Annotated in this window: 22 protein-coding genes and 1 tRNA gene; 10 read left to right on the top strand and 13 right to left on the bottom strand. The window is 55.6% G+C overall.

The genetic code is table 11. The features are described from left to right. Positions 1-3: 3 nt before the first annotated feature. Positions 4-714, bottom strand: coding sequence for a GntR family transcriptional regulator (locus AC2FIZ_RS09550; RefSeq protein ID WP_142635889.1), 711 nt, complete (start codon positions 712-714; stop codon positions 4-6). Between the two features lie 154 nt (positions 715-868). On the opposite strand from AC2FIZ_RS09550, the gene AC2FIZ_RS09555 reads away from it, so the two are divergent. The 3 genes from AC2FIZ_RS09555 (at position 869) to AC2FIZ_RS09565 (ending at position 3,916) form a co-directional block, all read left to right on the top strand. Then, the gene (locus tag AC2FIZ_RS09555) at positions 869-1,819 is read left to right on the top strand and encodes a GlxA family transcriptional regulator (RefSeq protein WP_142635891.1); all 951 of its coding nucleotides are present in this window, start codon (positions 869-871) and stop codon (positions 1,817-1,819) included. Between the two features lie 409 nt (positions 1,820-2,228). After that, positions 2,229-2,735: a hypothetical protein gene (locus AC2FIZ_RS09560; RefSeq protein WP_496790945.1), complete on the top strand. Its 507-nt coding sequence runs from the start codon at positions 2,229-2,231 to the stop codon at positions 2,733-2,735. 182 nt (positions 2,736-2,917) lie between these two features. After that, complete coding sequence (locus tag AC2FIZ_RS09565; RefSeq protein ID WP_496706376.1) at positions 2,918-3,916, top strand: formylglycine-generating enzyme family protein; 999 nt, start codon at positions 2,918-2,920, stop codon at positions 3,914-3,916. A 29-nt stretch (positions 3,917-3,945) separates the two neighbouring features. On the opposite strand, the gene AC2FIZ_RS09570 is transcribed toward AC2FIZ_RS09565, so the two are convergent. Beyond that, positions 3,946-4,854: a LysR family transcriptional regulator gene (locus tag AC2FIZ_RS09570; protein ID WP_496693669.1), complete on the bottom strand. Its 909-nt coding sequence runs from the start codon at positions 4,852-4,854 to the stop codon at positions 3,946-3,948. A 143-nt stretch (positions 4,855-4,997) separates the two neighbouring features. Here AC2FIZ_RS09570 and AC2FIZ_RS09575 point away from each other — a divergent pair, with 143 nt between their 5' ends. Further along, positions 4,998-6,737 carry an arylsulfatase gene (locus AC2FIZ_RS09575; RefSeq protein WP_281995306.1) on the top strand — a complete coding sequence of 580 codons (1,740 nt, stop codon included), beginning with the start codon at positions 4,998-5,000 and terminating at the stop codon, positions 6,735-6,737. A gap of 175 nt (positions 6,738-6,912) precedes the next feature. Here the strand turns inward: AC2FIZ_RS09575 and AC2FIZ_RS09580 are convergent, their stop codons facing one another. From AC2FIZ_RS09580 to AC2FIZ_RS09590, 3 genes are all read right to left on the bottom strand, one after another. Further along, positions 6,913-7,248 carry a hypothetical protein gene (locus AC2FIZ_RS09580; protein WP_281995305.1) on the bottom strand — a complete coding sequence of 112 codons (336 nt, stop codon included), beginning with the start codon at positions 7,246-7,248 and terminating at the stop codon, positions 6,913-6,915. Positions 7,249-7,472: 224 nt separating this feature from the next. Next, positions 7,473-8,195 carry a hypothetical protein gene (locus AC2FIZ_RS09585; RefSeq protein ID WP_281995304.1) on the bottom strand — a complete coding sequence of 241 codons (723 nt, stop codon included), beginning with the start codon at positions 8,193-8,195 and terminating at the stop codon, positions 7,473-7,475. Between the two features lie 66 nt (positions 8,196-8,261). Then, positions 8,262-8,337: transfer RNA gene (locus tag AC2FIZ_RS09590), tRNA-Val, on the bottom strand. A gap of 318 nt (positions 8,338-8,655) precedes the next feature. Between AC2FIZ_RS09590 and modA the strand changes: the two genes are divergently transcribed. The 4 genes from modA to AC2FIZ_RS09610 all read left to right on the top strand — a co-directional run bounded on the left by modA (position 8,656) and on the right by AC2FIZ_RS09610 (position 11,709). Then, positions 8,656-9,435 (top strand): molybdate ABC transporter substrate-binding protein, encoded by a 780-nt coding sequence (gene modA, locus AC2FIZ_RS09595; RefSeq protein ID WP_281995303.1) that lies wholly within the window; start codon positions 8,656-8,658, stop codon positions 9,433-9,435. Positions 9,436-9,438: 3 nt separating this feature from the next. Then, positions 9,439-10,131 carry a molybdate ABC transporter permease subunit gene (gene modB, locus AC2FIZ_RS09600; protein ID WP_142635905.1) on the top strand — a complete coding sequence of 231 codons (693 nt, stop codon included), beginning with the start codon at positions 9,439-9,441 and terminating at the stop codon, positions 10,129-10,131. After that, positions 10,128-11,228, top strand: a complete 1,101-nt coding sequence (gene modC, locus AC2FIZ_RS09605) for a molybdenum ABC transporter ATP-binding protein (RefSeq protein WP_281995302.1) — start codon at positions 10,128-10,130, stop codon at positions 11,226-11,228. Before modB ends, modC begins: the two co-directional genes overlap by 4 nt. A 109-nt stretch (positions 11,229-11,337) precedes the next feature. Beyond that, positions 11,338-11,709, top strand: coding sequence for a hypothetical protein (locus tag AC2FIZ_RS09610; RefSeq protein ID WP_246097195.1), 372 nt, complete (start codon positions 11,338-11,340; stop codon positions 11,707-11,709). Between the two features lie 40 nt (positions 11,710-11,749). On the opposite strand, the gene hemF is transcribed toward AC2FIZ_RS09610, so the two are convergent. From hemF to clpS, 4 genes are read right to left on the bottom strand one after another with little or no spacing between them, the layout of a single operon-like run. After that, positions 11,750-12,634: an oxygen-dependent coproporphyrinogen oxidase gene (gene hemF, locus AC2FIZ_RS09615; protein WP_281995301.1), complete on the bottom strand. Its 885-nt coding sequence runs from the start codon at positions 12,632-12,634 to the stop codon at positions 11,750-11,752. Between the two features lie 4 nt (positions 12,635-12,638). Then, positions 12,639-13,442 (bottom strand): SDR family NAD(P)-dependent oxidoreductase, encoded by an 804-nt coding sequence (locus tag AC2FIZ_RS09620; RefSeq protein WP_281995300.1) that lies wholly within the window; start codon positions 13,440-13,442, stop codon positions 12,639-12,641. A 37-nt stretch (positions 13,443-13,479) separates the two neighbouring features. After that, positions 13,480-14,445, bottom strand: a complete 966-nt coding sequence (locus AC2FIZ_RS09625) for a class I SAM-dependent methyltransferase (protein ID WP_281995299.1) — start codon at positions 14,443-14,445, stop codon at positions 13,480-13,482. 31 nt (positions 14,446-14,476) lie between these two features. After that, the gene (gene clpS / locus AC2FIZ_RS09630) at positions 14,477-14,818 is read right to left on the bottom strand and encodes an ATP-dependent Clp protease adapter ClpS (protein WP_142635917.1); all 342 of its coding nucleotides are present in this window, start codon (positions 14,816-14,818) and stop codon (positions 14,477-14,479) included. A gap of 93 nt (positions 14,819-14,911) precedes the next feature. Between clpS and AC2FIZ_RS09635 the strand changes: the two genes are divergently transcribed. Together AC2FIZ_RS09635 and AC2FIZ_RS09640 are read left to right on the top strand one after the other, a co-directional pair. After that, a complete protein-coding gene (locus tag AC2FIZ_RS09635) occupies positions 14,912-15,613 on the top strand; it encodes an HAD family hydrolase (RefSeq protein ID WP_281972414.1) in 702 nt (233 codons plus the stop codon). Between the two features lie 281 nt (positions 15,614-15,894). Beyond that, positions 15,895-17,268: a D-alanyl-D-alanine carboxypeptidase family protein gene (locus tag AC2FIZ_RS09640; protein WP_142635921.1), complete on the top strand. Its 1,374-nt coding sequence runs from the start codon at positions 15,895-15,897 to the stop codon at positions 17,266-17,268. 95 nt (positions 17,269-17,363) lie between these two features. Here the strand turns inward: AC2FIZ_RS09640 and AC2FIZ_RS09645 are convergent, their stop codons facing one another. The 4 genes from AC2FIZ_RS09645 to AC2FIZ_RS09660 form a co-directional block, all read right to left on the bottom strand. Continuing rightward, a complete protein-coding gene (locus AC2FIZ_RS09645) occupies positions 17,364-18,611 on the bottom strand; it encodes a hypothetical protein (protein WP_496790947.1) in 1,248 nt (415 codons plus the stop codon). A gap of 148 nt (positions 18,612-18,759) precedes the next feature. Continuing rightward, on the bottom strand, positions 18,760-19,521 hold the full coding sequence (locus tag AC2FIZ_RS09650; RefSeq protein ID WP_142635925.1) for a LamB/YcsF family protein: 762 nt from the start codon (positions 19,519-19,521) through the stop codon (positions 18,760-18,762). A gap of 11 nt (positions 19,522-19,532) precedes the next feature. Then, on the bottom strand, positions 19,533-20,531 hold the full coding sequence (locus AC2FIZ_RS09655; RefSeq protein ID WP_281995295.1) for a 5-oxoprolinase subunit C family protein: 999 nt from the start codon (positions 20,529-20,531) through the stop codon (positions 19,533-19,535). Then, complete coding sequence (locus AC2FIZ_RS09660) at positions 20,528-21,283, bottom strand: 5-oxoprolinase subunit B family protein (RefSeq protein ID WP_281995294.1); 756 nt, start codon at positions 21,281-21,283, stop codon at positions 20,528-20,530. The genes AC2FIZ_RS09655 and AC2FIZ_RS09660 overlap by 4 nt, the downstream gene beginning before the upstream one ends. Positions 21,284-21,745: the final 462 nt, after the last annotated feature.

Here is a 21,745-nt window from a genome sequence, read left to right on the forward strand (position 1 = left end):
TCCTCATGCAGGTTTCGAAAGCGGTGGGAGGCCCATTGGGACATCCAGCGCATCGGGCATCACGAACAGTTCGATCTGATCGCGTGACAGGTTCCAGTGATCTTCGGCCAGCTGCGCAGCAGCCGTTTCATCGCGTGTCTCTATGGCGTCGATGATGGCGTCGTGTTGCTGGCTTGCCTCGGACAGGTTTTCGACCATCCTGCCCGACTGTGGCCGGTAGAAGGTCATGCCGATACGGGCATGGTCTATCAGCAAACGGTTGAAAGAGGGCAATAGATAGACATTGCCCGACATTTCGCCGGTCACTTCGTGAAAGCGGTTATTGGCCAGGGCGCGCTCTTCGGCTGCCCCATCCCGCAGCGCGGCCTTGAATGCCTGCTGTGCGGTTTTCAGGGCTTCAATCTGCACAGGCTTTGCATTCGCCGCTGCCAGTCGCAGGATTGCACCATAGATCATCGGAGCGGCCAGAAAGAAATCGCGCAAGGTGGTATACGACATTTCGGACACGCGCGCGCTGCGGTTTGTTCGCAGGTCCAGATATCCTTCTCCGGCGAGTTGTCGGAACACTTCGCGTAAAGGCGTTCTCGACAGGCCAAACGCATCGGACAGATGCACCTCGTCCAGATCGGTGCCAGGTTGCAGGCGCAAAGTCAGGATCGAGACCTTCAAGTGCTCGGCCAGCTGCGTTTTGCGGGTTTTTGCGACGTCCTTCATTCGGATCCTCCAGCCCAGCCAGCAAGAATCGATTGGGTTCGATTGCCTCCTTTTTGTATCCGAATAAAATACATATTGTATACATGGAAATTTCGTGCAGCATAATCCAACGACAAAGACTCAGCCAATCCGGCCGAACAAAGTGGAAAACCCTATGCCTCAGATGCGGCACATCACCATTGTTCTGATCGAGGAGTTCTCGCATCTCGCCTTTTCCTGTGCCGTCGAACCACTGCGGATCGCCAATCTGGTCAGTGAGAAAACGCTATATGATTGGACGCTGATATCGGAGGACGCAGAGCGTGCAGTATGTTCCAATAAGGTGGTGACACTTGTGCATGGCGGGTTGGGCGATATTCCAAAGACTGATCAGCTGTTTGTCTTGTCGGGCATCCACATGCGCAACCATGTCTCACGCGACCTTCTGGCGACGTTGCGACGCGAACGTGCGCGGGGCACGCCGATCGGGGCATTGTGTTCTGGTGCTTGGCTTCTAGCAGAGGCTGGATTTCTGGATGGCTCTCAGGCTGCGATCCACTGGGAATATCACGATGCGTTTATGGAAGCGTTCCCAGAGGTGAACCTTGTGCGCAGTGTCTTCGTGGCAGACGCGAAACACATCACGGCATCGGGTGGGACGGCAACTGCCGATCTTATGCTGCATCTGATCGGACGCGACCACGGCGAGGAGCTGGCGATCGCGGTTGCAGACCAGATGGTGTATAATGCTGCCCGCAACGCAACGGCCAAACAAAGGGTATCATTGCAATCGCGCAACGGGATGCGTAACGCACATCTGGCTCGGGCTATCCATACCATGCGCGAATGCCTTGAAGCACCGGTTTCTCCGTCAAAGATCGCGGATGATCTTGGCATATCCACGCGCCAGTTAGAGCGGTTATTTGGTAAGTATCTCAACACTTCGCCCAAAAAATACTTTATGGAATTGCGCCTGGAACGCGCGCAAAAGCTTTTGCTTCAGACCGAAGCATCCGTCACCGAGGTCGCCTTGGCTTGTGGCTTTGAAAATCCCGGTCATTTCTCGCGGGTTTATCGATCCAGTTTTGGTGTCACACCGCATTCGCAAAAAAGCAAAATCGACTGACGGAAGGCAACGGGGGGAGCTGCTCTGCCCTAGGGCGAGCCCGGCCCGGCAGGCGCTCACCCCCTAGTCCCGCTTGTACCCCCTCGTTAAATTCAAACTCGTAAACTGATCAGCAGGATTGACTGTTTGTATTTGGTAAAAAGGGCACAAATTCTGCAAGATCGTGTCAGATGTAAGGGAGTTTAGGGCGACATAAAGGCCCAGATTTCAGCAAAAAATGCGGCCCAAATCCCACACAATTAATAACTCAATTAGCCAAGTTTGTCCTTGAGTTTGCGTTACATATGAAAAATGACTTTTAAGTTTAGCCAAAATACCGGGTATACTTACAAACTATGGCAGAGATTCACATCGGGATGCATTTTCGAACCCCCATGTTCCCTTCAGCAACCAAAGCCGGAGGCCATGCATGAATTTCGAAACTTACCAGCCGGTCGTGACACCAGTCCCGCCAGTCATACCCGTAGACGTGCGCGAGGTTCAGATTATTCAGGCCTCTCAGGCGGCCAGTGCAGCATTTGAAAAGTTATCCGCCACGGCATTATTTGAGGTGGATACAGTCACTGATACCCAGAAGCGCATACTTGCGATCTTTCGCTGGTATTTTCTGGCGGCCTTTTGCACGCGCATGTTGTCTGGGGCAACGCATCGGCTGGATCATTTGACGATGCAAGTAGGCATGGATGTATACAGTGCGGTTGGTATGATTTTGTCCCGCGATGAGATCGAGTATTCGAGAAACCTGGTTGAAAAATTGCCGGATTCTGCGGCTGATGCACGGATGAAGGCGATCGGCGCGCGGGGGCACAAGGCAGGTTGGATCGCGGCCAATCAATATAAACAGGGCAGAGGCATGCCCTTAGAGATCAAGGTCGCTCTGTCGGGTGCTTTGGCGGCTGTGGATCGTTTGAATTGAACAGCGGTCCCAATTTGACATGAATTTACAAGTGTAGGTGAATTTGCCTCACAGCAGGCAGGCGCGCTCCTTTCGTTGAAGCTCAGGTCGAAGAGGGAAATGCTGCCCATTCACAGTAGGGGATTGAAAACCGTACCAAATCACTACATTCACCCCTGATAGATCCAACAGGTTAATGCTACATGCCCCTTTCAAGAAGATTGCTAGCCTATGGCTCGGTTCCCGTGGTTGCGATTGTATGCTTTGCCGTTTGGTATACCAGTATCGGTTCCAAACCAGGTCCTGAGTTTGTCCGGCTGGATGGTGGAGAATTCCTGATGGGTTCGCAAAACTTTCAAGCGGAAGAGACTCCGGTCCATCCAGTGAATGTCAGGTCCTTTGACATTACGCGGACAGAAATTACCAACGACCAATTTGCGAAATTTGTCGAAGAAACCGGGTATCAGACAACGGCAGAGCGTGGCTTGTCGGCGGAGGATTTCCCGGGTCTGCCTGCAGATTTGCTTGAGCCTGGGTCGATGGTCTTCGCCCAGCCTAAGGAAGCGGTGTCGCTGAATAATCCCAACGCATGGTGGCGCTATGTCAAAGGTGCAAGCTGGCAACACCCGGCAGGACCGGGCAGTTCAATTGCGGAACTGGGCGACCATCCGGTGGTGCATGTGTCACCCGAGGATGCCGCAGAATTTGCGGAGTGGATTGGAGGTCGTCTGCCGACCGAGGCCGAATGGGAATTTGCAGCTCGCGGCGGGATCGAAGGCGCCGACTACACCTGGGGTGACAGCTATGATCCCAGCAATGGGTGGAAGGCAAACACCTGGCAAGGACAGTTCCCAAGCGAAAACCTGGCTGACGATGGCCATGTCGGAACCGCACCCGTAGCTTCATATGTGGCCAATGGCTACGGCCTGTATGACATGGCGGGCAATGTCTGGGAGCACGTGGCCGACTGGTGGGTGCCGGGGCACATTCCTGGTGACCAAATTGATCCTACCGGCCCGGAAAAGGCTTTTGCCGCCCAGTTCGGTAGCGCATCGATGGGTGCAATGCGGTTGGTCAAAGGGGGCTCATGGCTTTGCGCGCCGAATTTCTGTCTGCGTTACCGACCTGCAGCGCGGCAGCCGGTTGAGATGTCGTTGGGCAGCAATCATGTCGGATTTCGCGTTGTCCGCGATGTAGACTAACCGCCGGGCATTCCGGTCATGCGGCGGGCTTATTCCGCCCCGTACCGGTGGCACAATCGATTCCAGAACATATCAAGCGCGGCAAATTTAACGCCCTTGCGACGGGCAGCGCATATGTTCCAGGTCAGAGGTTGCGTGGTTCGTATCTCTTTCAACATCCCCAATTTCAGGTGCTGATCAAAATCTTCCTTCATTCCTCCGGCAATCAGGTCTGCTCTGCAGGCCATATCGGCAACTAAAGAGAAATCGTCACTTTCGATCTGGGGCAATCGGTCAACAATATGCCAGGCTTTCTCGTCATTCCCCAGAGTGGCGGCAATGGCAGAGCGCCAGTGGCGATGCATATGCGCGGTTATAAACGGATGCCGAAACACCTCAGCGATTGAGACCGGAGTTGCCTGATGAATGGGATGGTCGGGGCGAGCGCAGAAGAAAACGGGTTCCTTTCGAACGACCTGAATGTCCAGATCGCTTAGGTTGGGCGTGTGCGTCAGATCGCAAACCGCCACGTCCAGGCGCCCTATCCGCAATGCTTCGAGGGGTTCCATGGTGGCCCGCACATCAACGCGGACGCGAAGATCTGGCCAGTTATCAAGCAGCTCTGCCAGAAGCGGCGTGATGATCGTCCGGGTCGTCAGGGGGCCGCAGCCGATATTCAGCACCTCCGGGCCGACCGAACGCAGCCGTTTGACTCCTGCTTCAAACTGGCTGGTCGCATTGTGCAGCGCGTCCAGAAGTTGCAGAAAGCGTTTCCCCGCCGGTCTGATGGTTGCGCCGCGGCCTGTCCGTTCGAATAGCGCCTGACCGGCATAAGTTTCTGCCTGGCCGATATAGCGTGAGAAACTTGCCGGAGAGGTTCCGATTGCATCCGCTGCCACGCGAAAGTTGCCGTGTCTGGCCAATGAGCGCACCGCATCTATGGCTTTGGAATCAATCATTTGCACCCTCGTTCCAATATTCAGAACGCTCATACCAAATGATGGAATGACCGTCTCTTTCTGTAGCCGGAAATGTCGTTTCCTGCGACATTATTGTCGACCGTGGCACGACGCCCCGGACTTCCCACATAACGGAGGATTCAATGGTTCCTTTAAGGAATATATTAGCTGTGCTTGGCGCTTCGGCGTTATCAACGACTGCAGCACTTGCCGATTCTGAGGATACACGCCCAAACGTTCTTATTCTAATCGCAGATGACATGGGGTTTTCCGATGTTGGCGCATTTGGCAGTGAAATCGAAACGCCCTCGATCGACCAACTGGCAGATGACGGTATGCTGTTCACCAATTTCCACGTCGGAGCGTCTTGCTCGCCCACTCGGACTATGCTGATCAGCGGTGTCGACAACCATCTCGCAGGCCTCGGCAATATGTTAGAGATTCAGGCCGATAACCAATTCGGCAAGCCTGGCTATGAAGGTCATTTGAACGACAAGGTTGTTGCGTTGCCGCGTCTGTTGCGCGACGCAGGATACCACACCTATATGACCGGCAAATGGCACCTAGGTCATGAGCCTGGCACGATCGCTTATGACCGCGGATTTGAGAAATCCTTTATGCTGGGCGAAAGCGGTGCGGATAACTGGGTCGAGCAGCCCTATGCCCCGTTCTATACGCGGGTGCACTATTACGAGGACGACAAGCTTGTCAGCCTGCCAACGGACGACTACTTCTCGTCGGATTTTTATACCCAAACGATGATCGATTACATCGACAGCAACCTGGATGACGGTAAACCATTTTTGGCCTGGGTCGGGTATCAGGCCGTCCATTACCCTCATCAGGCGCCAAAAGAATTCATCGACAAATATGACGGCGTTTATGACGAAGGGTTCGAGGCCCTGCGGGTTTCGCGTCTGGAAAAGCAGAAGGAACTTGGGCTGATCTCTCCGAATGTGGAATTGGACCCGGAGTTTGCGAAAACCTCTTATGAACCGTGGCAGATGCCGGATTGGGAAAAGCTTAACGACGAAGAAAAAGCATTCAACGCGCGACGGATGCAGACCTATGCCGGAATGCTGGACAATATGGATGTCAATATCGGCAGGATCCTGAGCTATCTGGATGAAAAAGGTATTGCGGACAACACCATCGTCATTTTCCTTGCGGATAACGGCCCGGATCCGAACCAGTTGCCGCTGTCTGAAGCCTATCGTGATTGGTACAAAGCCCATTACGACAAGGTCTATATCGAGGATTTTGACGGCGATTATTCGGATATGGGGCAGCAGGGTGTCTATGCTGATTACGGCCCTGGCTGGGCGGCAGCCGCAGCGGTTCCGGGCAGCTACTTTAAGACATTCTCGACCGAGGGTGGTTTGCGTGTCCCTTTGATCGTGAAATTCCCGGGTGTTGTCGAGCCCGGATCGCAAGTCGATAAATTTACCTTTGTTCGCGATATCGTTCCAACACTTCTTGAAGTTGCCGGCGTAGACGTTCCCGGACCGGTCTATGACGGTCGCGAAATCTATACGCCAGACGGTATCAGTATGATGCCGGTCCTGAAGGGTGAGACGGAAACCGTGCGCGACGATAACAACCCGGTCGGATATGAGCTTGCAGGGTCCTCGGCAGTATTCCAGGGCAAATATAAACTGATGCAGAATCTGGCCCCTAAAGGCACAGGCGAATGGGAACTGTTTGATATCGAAGCTGATCCGTCGGAATTACACAATCTGGCGGACCAGATGCCCGAGCGTGTCGCAGCGATGCAGGCCTATTTTGAGGACTATGCAAAAAGGGTAAATCTTGTGCCTGTTCCAGAAGGCTATAACCCTCTGGAGCAGACGGTCGTCAACGCCAAGCGCAGTGGCGCGCATTAACTGAAATGTCATCGCGCCGTTTCGGGACGGAAACGGCGCGATGCGTATATTTGAAAAAGGGACTGTGCTGGTTGGTCCGCCGATAGATATGTGGCGCTACTGCGGGTGCAGCCACTGTTTGCCGCAAGCACACGCCCATGGAACAGGCCGGTGCATTGTTAGGAGGAGATGCGGGTTATTGCCCTGTGATTTCCGTGCAAGTTCCTTTGCCCCAACCGGTTCTACTACCAGAGGCAGAGAAATCGAACGTGCCTTTCTGGGGGTGGACGTTATAACTCAGCGTGTGATCCTCGCCGATATACAGGTAGGTCAAGGTATCGAGCCCCGGGAAAACATCGACCTCTTTGTCGATGTCACCGATCTTGATACGACCTTTGTTTTGATCTTCATATTTGATCAGTTTCGCAGCCATTTCGGGATGCTGTTCGTCTGGCGACTGACATTCAAACACCCGCTCTTCTGCAAGCGCCGTGAAGGGCATAGATATAAGAAGAATGGCCAACTTTTTCATTTGATCTCACCTAGAGCAGATTCGTTTCGAACGCCGCAGCTAGGTGTGATTTCTGTCATAAATTTGCTGAAATTCTGGCCAGACTGTGCCTTGGGCACAACCAAAGAAAATATAGGTGTTGGACCGTCTGCAAAATCAAGATTCTAGCGTCTCGGCAAGAAGCCTGTGGCAAAGATCGCATCCCAGAACAGAATGCAGGTCGGCTCAACTGAGCATTGCATTCACTACCAATCAAATCTCTCATAAGTATCTGTTTCAATACAAGTAATATTTGCATCTCCGAGGGTTGAGATCGGCTCGTCCAGAACATCCACCTCTGGGGCATTGTCGGTCGAATGGATAGCATCCCAAGGCAGGGTTCCAGGAGTACTCGAGTGCAGCGCTTCGTAAGCCAGTTCTTCGTCCAAAGAAATCCCTGGGCTGACAGGGTCGTCACCGACGGTCAGGGCAAATGGGTTTTCCGAAGTGATGAGAGTGCCGGCGCTGTCTATGTCTGACACAACGATCTGACCATGAATTACGCCCTCGAAACCTACTGGCGGGGAAAGCTCCAGGTGGTTCAGGTTACAACCCGACAAATCCACCGGATCACCATTGGTGATCACCGAATGCTCACCACTGATTATCAGGGTATTTGCCGGCAACCCCTCCAGTGTAACATTCGCCTGATCAGACGCATGCGACACTTGGATGCCAACTTGGATCGCGTCGTCCTTGGGAACCGACAAACCGGGATCGGCCTGCATCACCTCACGGCCATCGGTATCCGGACCGTCCCATTCCAGCTTCAGCCCCGCATGGCCGTGGTTCTCGACATATCGGACTTCGATGCCATAAGTCCCAGGCTCAAGGTTGACCTCTTCTGAATACGTGCGAAACCCATGTGGCTTATCTCCTGTGTTGGAGACATCATCTCCGTTTATGTGCAGCGGAGGCGCAGCGGACACAGTTTCATGCGCAGCACAGCAAAAGGTGCTAGCCGCGTAAGACCTTGATACATTGTAGGGAAAGAATGGTGGGTGATGAGAGACTCGAACTCCCGACATCTTCGGTGTAAACGAAGCGCTCTACCAACTGAGCTAATCACCCGTGAGGCTGCATTTAGCCAAGCCGGCGCGCGGGCGCAAGAGGGTCTGGCACAATTTCTTTCACTGAATTTAGACAAGGCGGGCATCTGGGGTGATATCTCCGCCAACCGGGCTCTGATTTATCAGACTTTTTGAGGGATCACGAAATCTGAACCGGTCGTTTCGGATCAGGCACCTCCAAAATATCTTGGGTGTTGTAGCGGCTATGAATTGCCCGTTTCAAAGGTTCTTATTCACGATGCGTCCTATCGATGCTTGCGCGCCCCCCGCCGCCTCAGATATCCCCTGATGGAACCTTAACCTACGAGACGGGAACAATATGACCCTGTCATCCGCAAGCCGTTTTCTGGCTGCTGCTATTGTTTTGGGTAGTTTGATATCGACTCCGCAGCGTGCAGAGGCCGACGATGTTTTGGTTTTTGCTGCTGCCAGTCTGAAAAATGCTCTGGATTCACTTGTACCGGGTTTTGAACGGCAAAGCGGTCAGGAGGTTGTCATATCGTATGCGGCGTCTTCCATACTGGCACGTCAAATTCAACAGGGCGCCCCGGCGGATGTGTATATTTCAGCCAACAGTGACTGGATGGATGTCCTTCAGGAGAATCGGCTGATTGATGCTGGATCGCGGGTTAACCTTTTGGGAAATGGGCTTGTCCTGATCGGTGGGCCGACGGCCGTTGAAATTGAGGGGCTTTCCCCGCAGACGGACATCTCAGCCGCTTTGTCAGGTGGACATCTTGCGATGGCCCTGGTCGATGCCGTGCCTGCGGGAATTTACGGCAAAGCGGCGCTGCAAAACCTAGGTCTTTGGGATAGTGTTCAGCAGCAGGTGGCGCAGACCGACAATGTACGCGCGGCTCTGGCATTGGTTGCCGCGGGGGCTGCCCCTTTGGGTGTTGTCTACCGATCGGATGCCCAGGCCGAGGATCGGGTGCGGGTGGTGGCCTCTTTCCCTGCAAATCTTCACCCGGAAATTGTCTACCCGGCCGCTGTAACAACACAAGCCTCAGCCGAGGCATATGCATTCCTAAGCTACCTACAGACCGACGCAGCGATGGCAGTCTTTGCAGAGCAGGGATTTGCCCTGCCGGGCGACTAGCCGATGGGTTGGTTGGGACCGGAAGAACTTGAGGCGCTGAAATTGTCGCTGCGTGTCTCTTTCTGGGCAACGCTGGTTACTTTGCCCTTTGGTGTATTCGTTGCCTATGCACTGGCGCGCTGGCGCTTTCCCGGGCGACAAGTGTTGAATGGGTTGGTGCATTTGCCATTGATCCTGCCGCCCGTTGTTACGGGATATCTGCTGCTATTGACCTTTGGTATTCAGGGCCCGATTGGTGGACCTCTGGCGGGGCTTGGAATTGTCTTTGCGTTTCGCTGGACCGGCGCGGCGCTGGCCGCTGGGATCATGGCGTTTCCGCTGATGGTCCGTGCTATTCGCCTTTCGATCGAAGCCGTCGACCCTAAGCTCGAACAGGCCGGAGCCACGCTGGGTGCCTCGCGTCTTTGGGTTTTTGTCACCGTAACTTTGCCGATGATTCTGCCGGGGGTGATCGCCGGGACCATCCTTGCCTTTGCAAAAGCCATGGGTGAGTTCGGCGCGACGATCACCTTTGTTTCGAACATACCTGGACAGACACAGACGTTGCCATCGGCCGTTTATGCGTTTCTGCAGGTTCCGGGTGGTGAGGCGGCGGCGATGCGGCTAGTGGTGATATCGGTCATCATCGCGATGGGGGCGCTGCTGTTGTCAGAGTTTGTCGGTCGTCGCGCCGCGGCAAGAGTGTCGGGGACATGAGCCTTTCCGTCAATCTGCAACATGATCTGCCAGGTATTCAGTTGGATGCCAAATTTGATGCGCCTGCCGGGGTGACGGTTCTGTATGGAAGGTCCGGCGCCGGTAAGACGACAATCGTTAACGCTGTTGCGGGATTGCTGGAGCCCAAAGCTGGTCGCGTATCCGTGGACGGGTGGACGTTGTTCGATACGGAAAAGCGCCTTTGGCTGCCTCCGCATAAACGCCGCTTGGGGTATATCTTTCAGGAAGGACGGCTGTTCCCGCATCTGACAGTGCGCCAGAACCTGTCCTATGGACGCTGGTTTGCGCCCAAAAGCGTGCCGCGCGAAGACCTCGATAAGGTAATTGAGATGTTGGGGATCGGGCATCTTCTGGACCGTCGTCCACTGAGCTTGTCAGGTGGCGAGAAGCAGCGTGTTGCCATAGGCCGCGCCTTATTGGCCAGCCCGCGTCTGATCCTCGCGGATGAGCCTCTGGCCGCATTGGATGATGCACGGAAGGCCGAGATACTGCCCTATTTCGAACGGCTTCGGGATGAGATTTCGGTGCCGATCCTTTATGTGACCCACTCGGCAGCCGAAGTTGCCCGGCTGGCAACTTCTGTCGTTGCCCTGCAGGACGGCAAGGTGGTTCGGCAAGGCCCGGCTTCCGAAGTGATGGCTGATCCTTCTGTGGCCCCGCTCGGTGTCAGAGCCGTTGGTGCGGTGCTTCAGGTGCAGGTATCAGCTCACCATGCAGATGGGTTGACCGAGTTGGCAGCCGAAGAGGCGCGCCTATTTCTGCCGCGTATTCCCCATAGGGTCGGTGAAAGCCTGCGTATTCGCATCCCCGCACAAGAGGTGATCCTTGCCAGTAAGCGGCCCGAGGGCCTGTCAGCGCTGAATGTACTGGAGGGCAGGGTTGATACGATCCGAGCCGGGGAAGGCCCCGGTGCGATCGTCTCTGTCATTACACCTGCAGGGACTATTCTGGCTCGGATCACCCGACGTTCGGTTGAAGCCCTTGGGCTTGCTGCGGGTAAACCTTGCTTTGCGGTGATAAAAACCGTGGCGCTTGCGCCGCAGGATGTCGGTGGGCGGCTGCACTTTGAGAATTGAAACTGCGCTTTACGGAAAGAGTATCTGTTCTATGATTTCCCAAGGAAATCTTTTTTGCCCGGGGTCAAGCATCATGAAATACTTAATATCAACATGTGCTCTAACGCTGATGATGGTGCCTGCCATGGCCCAGGCTGTTGGGTTCGGGGTCGGTATAAACCCCGCATTCCGAACGACAGTGACACCACGTGACAATGGCGTTTACGAGGTCGCAACCAGCGGCAGCTCTGCGCCTGTGGCCTATTGGTGCGGGATCGGGGATTTTGCGATACGCACGCTTAGAACCAAATCGAACCAGCGTATTTACATAACCCGTGCCTATGACAAACAGACACGGACGGTGCAATTCTCGCTGACTGCGCCCGAAGGGGTTGATACGACGCCGGGCTATTCGGTTACTGTCAAACGCGTTGGCGAGAACATGTCAGCGGCATCGGCGCAGCGCTATTGCTCTGACAATTTCATGGATTTCGGGTTCTGAAACCCCGGAAGTAGAAAGCACCGCAGAGGCAGGTCAGGCGTTAGACCCATTTGGCCAAGGGCGGCAGGCTCATAAGCACTGCGTCCGGGTCGTGCCCGGTCTCTAGCCCGAATTTGGTTCCGCGGTCATAGACAAGGTTGTATTCGGCATAGAGCCCGCGATGAATCAGTTGGGTATCCTTATCGGCGGCGTCAAAGCTCTGTTGCCTGCGCTTTTCAACCAAAGGCAGAAAGGCTGGCAAGAAGGCCCGCCCGATATCCTGTGTCAGGGCAAAGTCCGATGACCAGTCTCCGGTGCAATAGTCATCCAGAAAGATACCGCCGACACCGCGAGCGCGCTTGCGGTGCGGGATAAAGAAATACTCGTCGGCCCATTCTTTCAAACGCGGATAGTGGCCCGGTCCGTGGGGATCCAGATGGGCCTTCTGGGTTGCGTGGAAATGGGCAGTGTCTTCGTCATATTCGATACAGGGATTCAGGTCTGATCCGCCGCCGAACCACCAGGCGTGAGGTGTCCAGAACATGCGCGTATTCATGTGAACAGCGGGAGCGTGCGGGTTCTGCATATGGGCAACCAGGCTGATACCCGAGGCCCAGAACCGCGGGTCCTCGGTCATTCCGGGAATGCCTTTTCGGGCAGCCATTGCCTGTTGCGCCCGTTCCCCGAGCTGGCCGAATACTGTCGAGACATTGACGCCGACTTTCTCGAACACGCGGCCGCCGCGCATCACGGACATCAAACCGCCACCGGCGTCCGCCCCGTCATCCGAATGCCGTTTGGTCTCTTTGACTTCGAAGCGACCGGGTTGAGCATCGGAAAAAGGTCCGGTGTCGTGGGAATCCTCAAGCTGTTCAAAAGCGTTTACGATTTCATTGCGCAAGTCACGAAACCAGGCTGCGGCGGTGGCTTTTTCAGTATCGAACATCTGTTTAATGGGCCGGGGCTGCGACGGGGTCCAGCAAAGTGCGTCCACCGTCAATGGTTAGGATTTGTCCAGTGATGAAACCTGCGGCGTCCGAGGCAAGGTACTGTGCGGTTTCGGCCAGTTCGTTTGGCGCGGCAATCCGGGAAAGGGGTGTGTGCTTTTCGATATCATCCCGAAATGTGCGATTTTCCTTGAGCGTGGATTGCAGCGAAGCGCTCATCACCGATCCCAGCGCGATCGAGTTCACGCGGATGCGGTTTGGGGCAAGGGCAACGGCCAGGGATCGGGTCAACTGATCAAGCGCTGCTGTAGACACCGAATAGGCCATCAGATCGGGATGGGTGCGACGGGCAGCAATCGAAGATAAGTTGATGATGGATCCCGCAGGGTTTTCGTTTTCATCTTCATCGGATTGCTTGATCATCCGTTTGGCAACTAGTTGGCTCAGTCGCAAGGCCGGCATCAGGTTCTGGTTCAACAAGGTGCGGACCGAGTCGTCTTCCATGTCCAATGGATCAGACGGAATAACCTGGCGCGAGCCATTTATCAGGATGTCGACCTGTTCGAAAGCGTCAATCGTGGCCGAAAGCAGGTTCGCAATCGTCAGCTTTTCACGCAGATCCCCGGCGAAGAAACGGATGTTGCTGTCATCCGCCTGCTCGCCCAGTTCATTGGCCAGTCGTTTTTCATCCATGTCGGCGAACATGACATTGGCCCCGGCATCCGCGAAGTGACGTCCGATGGCCAATCCGACACCATTTGCACCACCTGTGACGATCGCGGTCTTGCCGGCTATGGAAAAGGACATGCGTGTTCTCCTGATGTGCGGTGCAGGTTAGCGGGTATCACCGCCGAGGGCGAGAGGCGTGGAAGACCTTGAAACGATTGTCCCCGGTCACTTCCTTCATCTGCGCGAAGGCCTCGTTCAGCGTAATTTCATAGGGTAGGTGTCGATTGGCGACCATCCAAAGGGAACCGCCCCGTGTCAGACTGCGCGCAGCAGATTTGATGAATCCCTGACCCAACGTGGGATCAGCACTGCGCGATGTGTGAAACGGCGGGTTCATAATGACCGTATCCAGCGGCTCAGGCGCGCGCCAGGTGACCGCGTCGGCCCAGTGGAACTGTGCACGGTCGTCTTTTACATTTGCACGAGCACATTGCAGGGCGATGTGATCGGCCTCGACCAGATGCAATTCCTGCAGCCCCCTTGCACCCATTAGCCCTGCGGACAGGTATCCCCAGCCAGCCCCCAGATCGGCGACCCGACCGCCCAGTTTTTCAGGCAGGGCAGCAAGCAGCATTACTGAGGCCGGGTCGACCCCGTCTGCAGAAAATACTCCGGGCGCTGTCTGAAATCCGTCGACGGATTGGGTGGCGGGTGCGGCCCAGTCCTCGAACGCGTTTACGTCGGACTGGAACCAAAAGATCTTGCCATGTGCTTTTGCGATGGGCCCCTGCACGGTTACGCGTTTGCGAATATCCTTCAACAGGCTGTCGACGCCATTTGTCTTGGCGCCATCAATCACAACCAACCCGTCCGCGCGCTGGCAGGCCTGATGCACAAGGCTGCGGGCCAAGGCCTTGGCGCGGGGCAGGAACACGATTGCATCCTGGCACGGGTCATCAGCCTCGGGCGTGGCCGTGAACCCATGGTCTGCAAAATGGTCGTGAAACGGCTTGAAGGGCTGAACCACTTGCGTCTCTGAGGCCAGCCCAGAGAGGTCTTCCTCGGGCGTTGGCCCAATCACGGACAGGGGTTGCGCGATTTCAAGGCCGCTTTGCAAGGCAAGGTCTAGGCGAGGGGACATTGGCAATTCCGAAAAGAGGTCAGGCGTCGCCTTACTCTTCGCGTTCCATAGTGCACTGCAGGGGGTGTTGATGGCGGCGAGCAAAATCCATGACTTGCCCGACCTTGGTTTCGGCAATCTCATGACTGAAGACACCAACAACGGCGACGCCCTTCTTGTGGACGGTTAGCATGATCTCGAACGCCTCTGCGTGGGTCATGCCGAAAAAACGTTCCAATACGTGAACGACAAACTCCATCGGGGTGTAGTCGTCATTCAAAAGCAGCACTTTGTACAGAGGCGGGCGTTTGGTCTTGGGGCGCGTCTGTACCAGGATCGACGAATCTGCATCGTCGTCCGGTTTGTCAGACATCATCCATTGGTTCTCAAACATTAGGCGCAAACGTCCGATTCAGGCTTCGGTTTATCTGTGCGCTTATATAACGTCCAATGCGTCAGATAAAAGAGCCAGCAGGACGTTATCCAAATGGGCGAAAAACTAACCACAATCGGGTTCGATGCCGATGACACGCTGTGGCACAACGAACGGTTCTTTCAGCTGACGCAGGCACATTTTGTCGACCTGTTATCAGATCATGCCGAATCGGATCACCTGATGGACCGATTGCTGGCTGCCGAAAAACGCAATATCCGGCATTATGGGTATGGAATCAAAGGCTTCACCCTCTCCATGATCGAAACGGCGATCGAAGTGACCGAAGACCGTGTTCCTGCAGCGGTCATTCGCCAACTGATCGAAGCGGGGCAAGAGATGTTGGCCCATCCGATCGAGCTGTTGCCCTATGCTCGGCAGGCCATCGAAGGCGCTGCCGACACCCACCGCGTAATCCTTATCACCAAGGGCGATCTGATAGACCAGGAACGCAAACTTGCGCAGTCCGGTTTGGGCGATCTGTTCGACGGGGTAGAGATCGTGTCTGAAAAGACCCCGGAAATCTATCGCCAGATCTTCGCGCAGCATGGCGAGGGGCCCGCTGCGGCTATGATGGTCGGAAATTCGATGCGGTCCGATGTGGTTGCTCCGATTCAAGCCGGATGCTGGGGCGTATACGTGGCGCATGGGCTGGTCTGGGAGATCGAGCAGGCCGACGTGCCGGCCGACAGTTCCAGATACCACGAATTGCCCGATCTTGGTGGATTGACGGCGCTGGTTCGCTCTTTGAGTTGATGTTGCCATTTGGTCGCAGTTTCCAAAAATAGGGGCCGGTCGACGACACAGTCTTGACGATATGGCAGGTTTAGCGGTGCGCCGCCGTTTGCACCGCCACATCTAGTGGGTCTTTGACATACGCTGAAAGCGTTAAAGTTATGAGCTTTCGGTTTCTTTCGCGGGGGTGCTGTGCTACGCTGATGGGCAATAAAATAGATAGTAGCTGACCGGGAAAACCCGGCGGCCTGAGGTAGACAGAGGCAAAAATCGTGCAGGTACGGCGGACAGTTCCGGCCCCTATGGGCGTATTCCTTGCAGCATTCCTGTTGTTGTTTTCCTTCGCTCCGGCGCAGGGCATTGCTGCCCCATATGCGGCGATGGTGATCGACGCGCGAACGGGCGAAGTGCTGCATTCCCGAAACGCCGATACACGCCTCCATCCGGCCTCGTTAACCAAAATGATGACACTGTACATCGCATTTGAAGCGGTTCGGAACGGCGAAATCACTCTCGATACGCAGGTGACCATCACCAAAAAGGCTTCCTCTGAACCGCCTTCAAAGCTGGGTTTGCGTTCGGGGCAGAAGATTGCTTTCCGCTATTTGATCCGTGCGGCGGCGGTGAAGTCGGCCAATGACGCTGCCACTGCCATTGGTGTCGCCCTCAGCGGGTCCGAGGCTGCCTTTGCGCGCCGCATGACACGTACCGCCAAGGCGATGGGAATGAGCCGTACAACCTTTAAGAACGCACATGGTCTGACCGAGGCCGGACATCTGTCGACCGCACGGGACATGACCACGCTGGGACGGCATTTGCTGTATGATTACCCGCAATATTACAACCTGTTTTCGCGCCAATCCACGAATGCGGGGATCAAAACCGTTCCCAATACGAACCGTCGCCTGCTAGCGGCCTATCGCGGTGCGGATGGGATCAAGACGGGCTATACCCGTGCAGCTGGGTTCAATCTGGTTGCCTCGGCCAAGCGCAAGGACGAACGGATCATCGCGACTGTCTTTGGTGGCAAATCCGGCGCATCGCGCAATGCCAAAGTAGCCGAGCTGTTGGACATGGGTTTCCGCCGCGCCCCGTCGCGCGCGCCGATCCGCAAACCAGCCCGGCCGGCCTATGCCGGTAATGCAGGTTTGAATGCGAAAGTCGCCAGCGTAAGCGGCGCGCCCACCAGAAGCCTGCGACCTGTTCTTCGACCTCAGCGGGGGAGTACCGTTCTAGTGGCGAACAATGTCGCCGCAACCGCAGCCAAGAACGACGCGCGGATTCAGGACGGTATCGCCGCAGCCATCGCCTCGGCAGGTGTAGAGACGCCGACCGAAGGAACGACGCGCCCGACGGTACGCACGGATGATCTGGTGCTGGCCTCGGCAGAACAGCCCGAGCCAGAGCAGGAAATCGTCACACGCTTGTCGACCTCTGGCGGTCATTTGTGGGGCGTGAATGTGGGGCGCTATACGACCCGGTACGAGGCTGAAAAGGTTCTACTGAAAACGGCCCTGTCGGAAATGACCACATTGGAAGGCACGCTGCGCAAGGTCAATCAAAACTCACGCGGGTTCGATGCGACGTTCCAGGGCATGACCCGAGAGCAAGCCGATCTGGCCTGCCGCAGACTTCAGGCCCGCAATGTCACCTGTTTCATGATCGGGCCGTCATAAGACCCGACATATACTCTCGTGGATGGGTCTGGCCACGGAATTCCGTGGCCTTTTTTTGCTGAGCGAGCGTGCCGTAGTAGGCGGCAGGGATCAGGTCAGTCGAATACGTGGCCGTGCTGATATTGCTCATCCTGACCGGCGGCCGCAGTCAGGGCCGCGACGTTATCTTTGGTAAAGAACCCATCATACTTATGACAGCGCTCGATATACTCGGTGATCAGCAGAGTGTTCTTCGAGTGTTTTGAGAAGATCTGCTTGAGGTTCGGATCGTCTTTGCACTCTCCAACCACATGGGCCAGGAATGGCACCCCTTGGTCTTTCAGAGTGTTCACAACGAAATCCACATTCTTTTCGCCCGCACCGTGATCGCCGTCCAGAATCTCGATCGCCATGTGATGCAGCCGACGTCCGAAATTGCGGACGAAATCCTCGGTTGGCATGGGCCGTTTGGCAAAAGAGTTTACAAACGAAGGCGTATTATTGGCTGTAAATACCTTGGCCGGGGATTTCTTGTCATCATCCACACCGGCATTGCGGTTCACATTGGTCGACGAATTCATGTCGAAAATGTTGTACGCCCCCCAGAAATAGTAGGGCACCATCGTCAGAAATTCGAGGATCGCATCCTCTCGCTCACCAGCCAGAACGCGTGTCGCCAGATGGTCGATGCCCAACATCAGTGAAGAGATATTGCTATCGGCACCAAAGGCAGCAGCCTCATCCAGTCGCGCTTGTTCTGCGCTGCTGAGCAATACCCTGTCGCCCAGACCCAAACTGTCGGTATCGTTGAAATCCAGCGTTGAATAACCGACCCGGTTGCAGGTGAAATCAGAAGGGGTGGTGAACCGAAGGCCCTTTAGCGTGTAAAACGGGTTCTCGGTGTCGCCGGAATATTCGAACCGGATATTCTGATCCTCCAGCGTTTTGGTCAGCGTGTTCAGGTCAGTGGCGCCAAACACTTCGCCAACATAGCGCGTTTGCGGCGTGTTTCGTGCCAACGGGTACATGCGGTTGATGCGCGGGATGAAGTCTTCGAATGTCGGGCTAAGCGGAGCCATCACGATGAGCGCCGGGTAGTCCAGGTGTGAATACAGGACCGAGTATTTATGCGTCCGTCCAAGATAGCTGGCCGTGTGACGGTATGGCGACATCACATATAGCTCGACCAGAGTGTCGAAAAGAACGTCAGTTTCGACCTGAAGCACGACAGCGCGCATGGGCCCAACCTGCTGGGCGACACCAGATCTGGCACGGCGTTCGTAAATTTTTGGCAAATACTCGTTGAAGAAGTCCGAATTCTTCTTGTCGCCGCGTGGTTCGTAAGACGCTAAATCAAAAGACATAAAGTTACTCCTTGCCCAGACTAGGCAACCCAGGTGCGGTTCGTTGCCGGGATTGTGGTATTCAGAACATATGCTTGCTGACATGCTAGGGAGGGAATTCAGCCTCGGCAACAGTCTGAGTACGGGCGGACGCATTGCACCCGCGGGATTACCGCAGGAACTTTGTCACTTCGACCCCGCCCGCGATCAGGTTTTCGCGGACCGAATGCGCAATCTGAACGGCGGTTGGTCCATCCCCGTGCAGGCAGATCGTGTCGATCGCGGTTTCAAGCCTTTTGCCGGTTTCGGTAATGATGGCCCCTTCGCGGACCATTTCCAGAATTCGAGGCCCTGCAATTTCGGGGTCGTGGATGACGGCTCCGGGCAAGCTTCGGTCGACCAGAGTGCCATCGTCGTTATAGGCGCGGTCGGCAAAGATTTCGCCGACCCACTTGCAGCCCAATTCCCGAACGGCTTCTTCCTGCTTGGTGACGGCCAGCACCATGATGATGATATCTGGGTTCACGTCCAGCGCGCCCTGATAACAGGCCCGCGCCATGTCGATATCGACCGAACACATGTTGGACAATGCACCGTGCAGCTTCAGATGCCGGACCTGCGTTCCAACGGCATTTGCCATACCGATCGCCGATCCCAACTGATACCGAACAAGATTTCGCAGGCTATCATGGGGTATTTTCATATTGCGGCGGCCAAACCCCTGTAGGTCAGGAAAGCCGGGATGCGCGCCAATGCCGACACCGTTTTCCACAGCCAGGGTCATCGTTTGCGCCATGACGTCCGGATCGCCCGCGTGAACGCCACAGGCAATGTTGGCCGAAGTGATAATCCGCAACAGGCTTTTGTCATCGCCCATGCTCCAGGGGCCAAAGCTTTCCCCCATATCGGCATTAAGATCTACGCTGGGCATCGGCAAACTCCTTAGTCTGTGGCAGAGATCATTCCGCTGACCAGTTGATAAGATAGCAGGTCAGCAATGTCATGAGGATCACGGATCAGCGGTTCGACCTTGGATGGCAGGTTGGCCAGTTCTTTTTGAAAAGCCGCTTGCAGGGAAATGGCCTCGTCCATTTCGACCAGCCTGAACTGAAGCTGTACGCCCGCCGGGGTTTGCACAGCCCGCGGCAGGTCACAGGGAAGGACGGTCGCAATTCTGGGATACCCGCCAGTTGTCTGACACTCGGGCAGCAGAATAAAGGGATTGCCAGTGCCGGTCATCTGAATGTCGCCGGGGGTGATGACCTCGGACAATATGTTCAGCTGCCCCTTTGCGGCGAAACCCTCTCCGTCGCTTTCCAGCTGCATTCCCATGCGATTTGCGCGGGGCCCGCGAGTGAATGTCGTGCGCAAAAAGCGGTCCAGCGTTTGCCGGTCGAACAGTTCGGTCTGAAAACTGGCCACAACCCGCAGCGAACCGCCCGAGAACCGATCTTCAGCGCGCAACTTCTGTCCTGCCTGCTGTGACGCTGCCCCGGTGGATAAGCTGTCTCCGGCCTGTAGGGCGCGCCCGATTTTGGCAGTAAGGTGAGTTGAGCGGGATCCCAGAAACTCCTGCACCTCAATACCGCCGCCCAGGTGCAAATATCCATAGGTTCCCCGTGTGGCGGCCCCGACTATCACCCGCTGTCCGGTCTCAAGGCGGTAAGAGGCATTCCACGAAATGGCAGCGCCATCAATACTGGCCTGCATCGGTGCGCCCGTCAGTGCAATCTGTATGGGATGAGTGGCCTCAAACTCACCGCCCATTCCGGCCATTTCAAGCGCGGCAAGTTTAGGACTTTGCCTCAACAATGCGGCGCCTTCGTGCAGGGCCAGTAAATCTGCTGCGCCAGATCGGGAAAGCCCTTGATCCAGATATCCGTGGCGGCCTTGGTCCTGTATTGTACAAGCAGGCCCTATGCGCAGGACAGACAGGCTCAAACCGCGATCTCCTGACAGGTCGCGCCGCCTGATCCATCAACGTCATTGGCGCGTATCGCCTCTAATTCCTCACGCGTGACTGACACGAACTGCATTTCGTCGCCGGGTTTCAGGGCAAAGCTGTTCTGTGCTTCAGGACGAAAACAGCGAAAAGCGGTTTGGCCAATATGTCGCCACCCGGTTGGTGTGGGTCCCGAGAAAAGGACAAATTGCGAAATCGCCAATACCAAAGCGCCCTCGGGCACCATCGGGGTCAACTTCTTGAGGCGCGGTATGTTGAACTCGGGGCCGAGCGGGCCAAGATATGGCTGACCGGGAGCAAATCCGATCGTCAGGACGCGGACGGTTGTGGCGCTCAATCGATGAACGGCTTCATCGGGGGACAGCCTGGCCGCAGCCGCAGCCTCATCTAATTGAGGGGCAAGCGCGCCGCCATAAACCGTGGGGACACTCCATAACCTGCGCCCCTGGGGGAGGGGCGCTTTGTACCAATCCTGCCGCCGCAACAGCTGCTCGACCCGGTCGCGAAGGTTTGCGTGGGCAAACTGGGATGGTTCAAATCGGATATAAGTCGACGCCAGCGTCGCAGAGGTTTCAATGACACCTTCCCACCGTTCAGAATCCACCGCAGCTCGAAACGCCAATGCTGCCCGGTTCGATGGCTCGGCCATGGTTTCGGCGAAAGAGACCAGCAGGCCGTCAAAGCCGACGGTGCATATGCGTGGGAAGATGGCGGCGTGTGTTCGTGTCATCTCGCTGCGTGCCAGTATGTAACTAGTCAGGTGACCTGAACGCAATCCAGAGCGTTTCGCAAGAGAGGGTGCAAAGTATTTGCCGGTGCATCCCCGTTTCAGACCGCGTGCAGGCAAATTCCGACTCGGTGCGGGTGTGTTTCATACCCGGCGACTCATACGAGTCTTGTAGTAGACGTGGGGAGCTCAACAATATGTTGATATCGGGCATAGCTCGTACGGAAAGCAGTGTGGATACCTTAGGCGTGATAATGGGCTTTCCTGGGTGCATCGGTCGAATTTGTCACCTTAATTATCTGAATTTATTGAGTAAAATAAGAAAGTGCAAAAAAGTTGCTCAGGGCGTGATTTTCTGCTTGCGGTGTATGTTTGTAATGCTTAGAACCCCCTTCACCGGCGCTGCTGAGGCGCTTGTGACACACTGGAGAGACGGTGGGACGGGCTGGAGAGACGGCCGGACGC

The organism is Ruegeria sp. CDSB022, assembly GCF_059611145.1.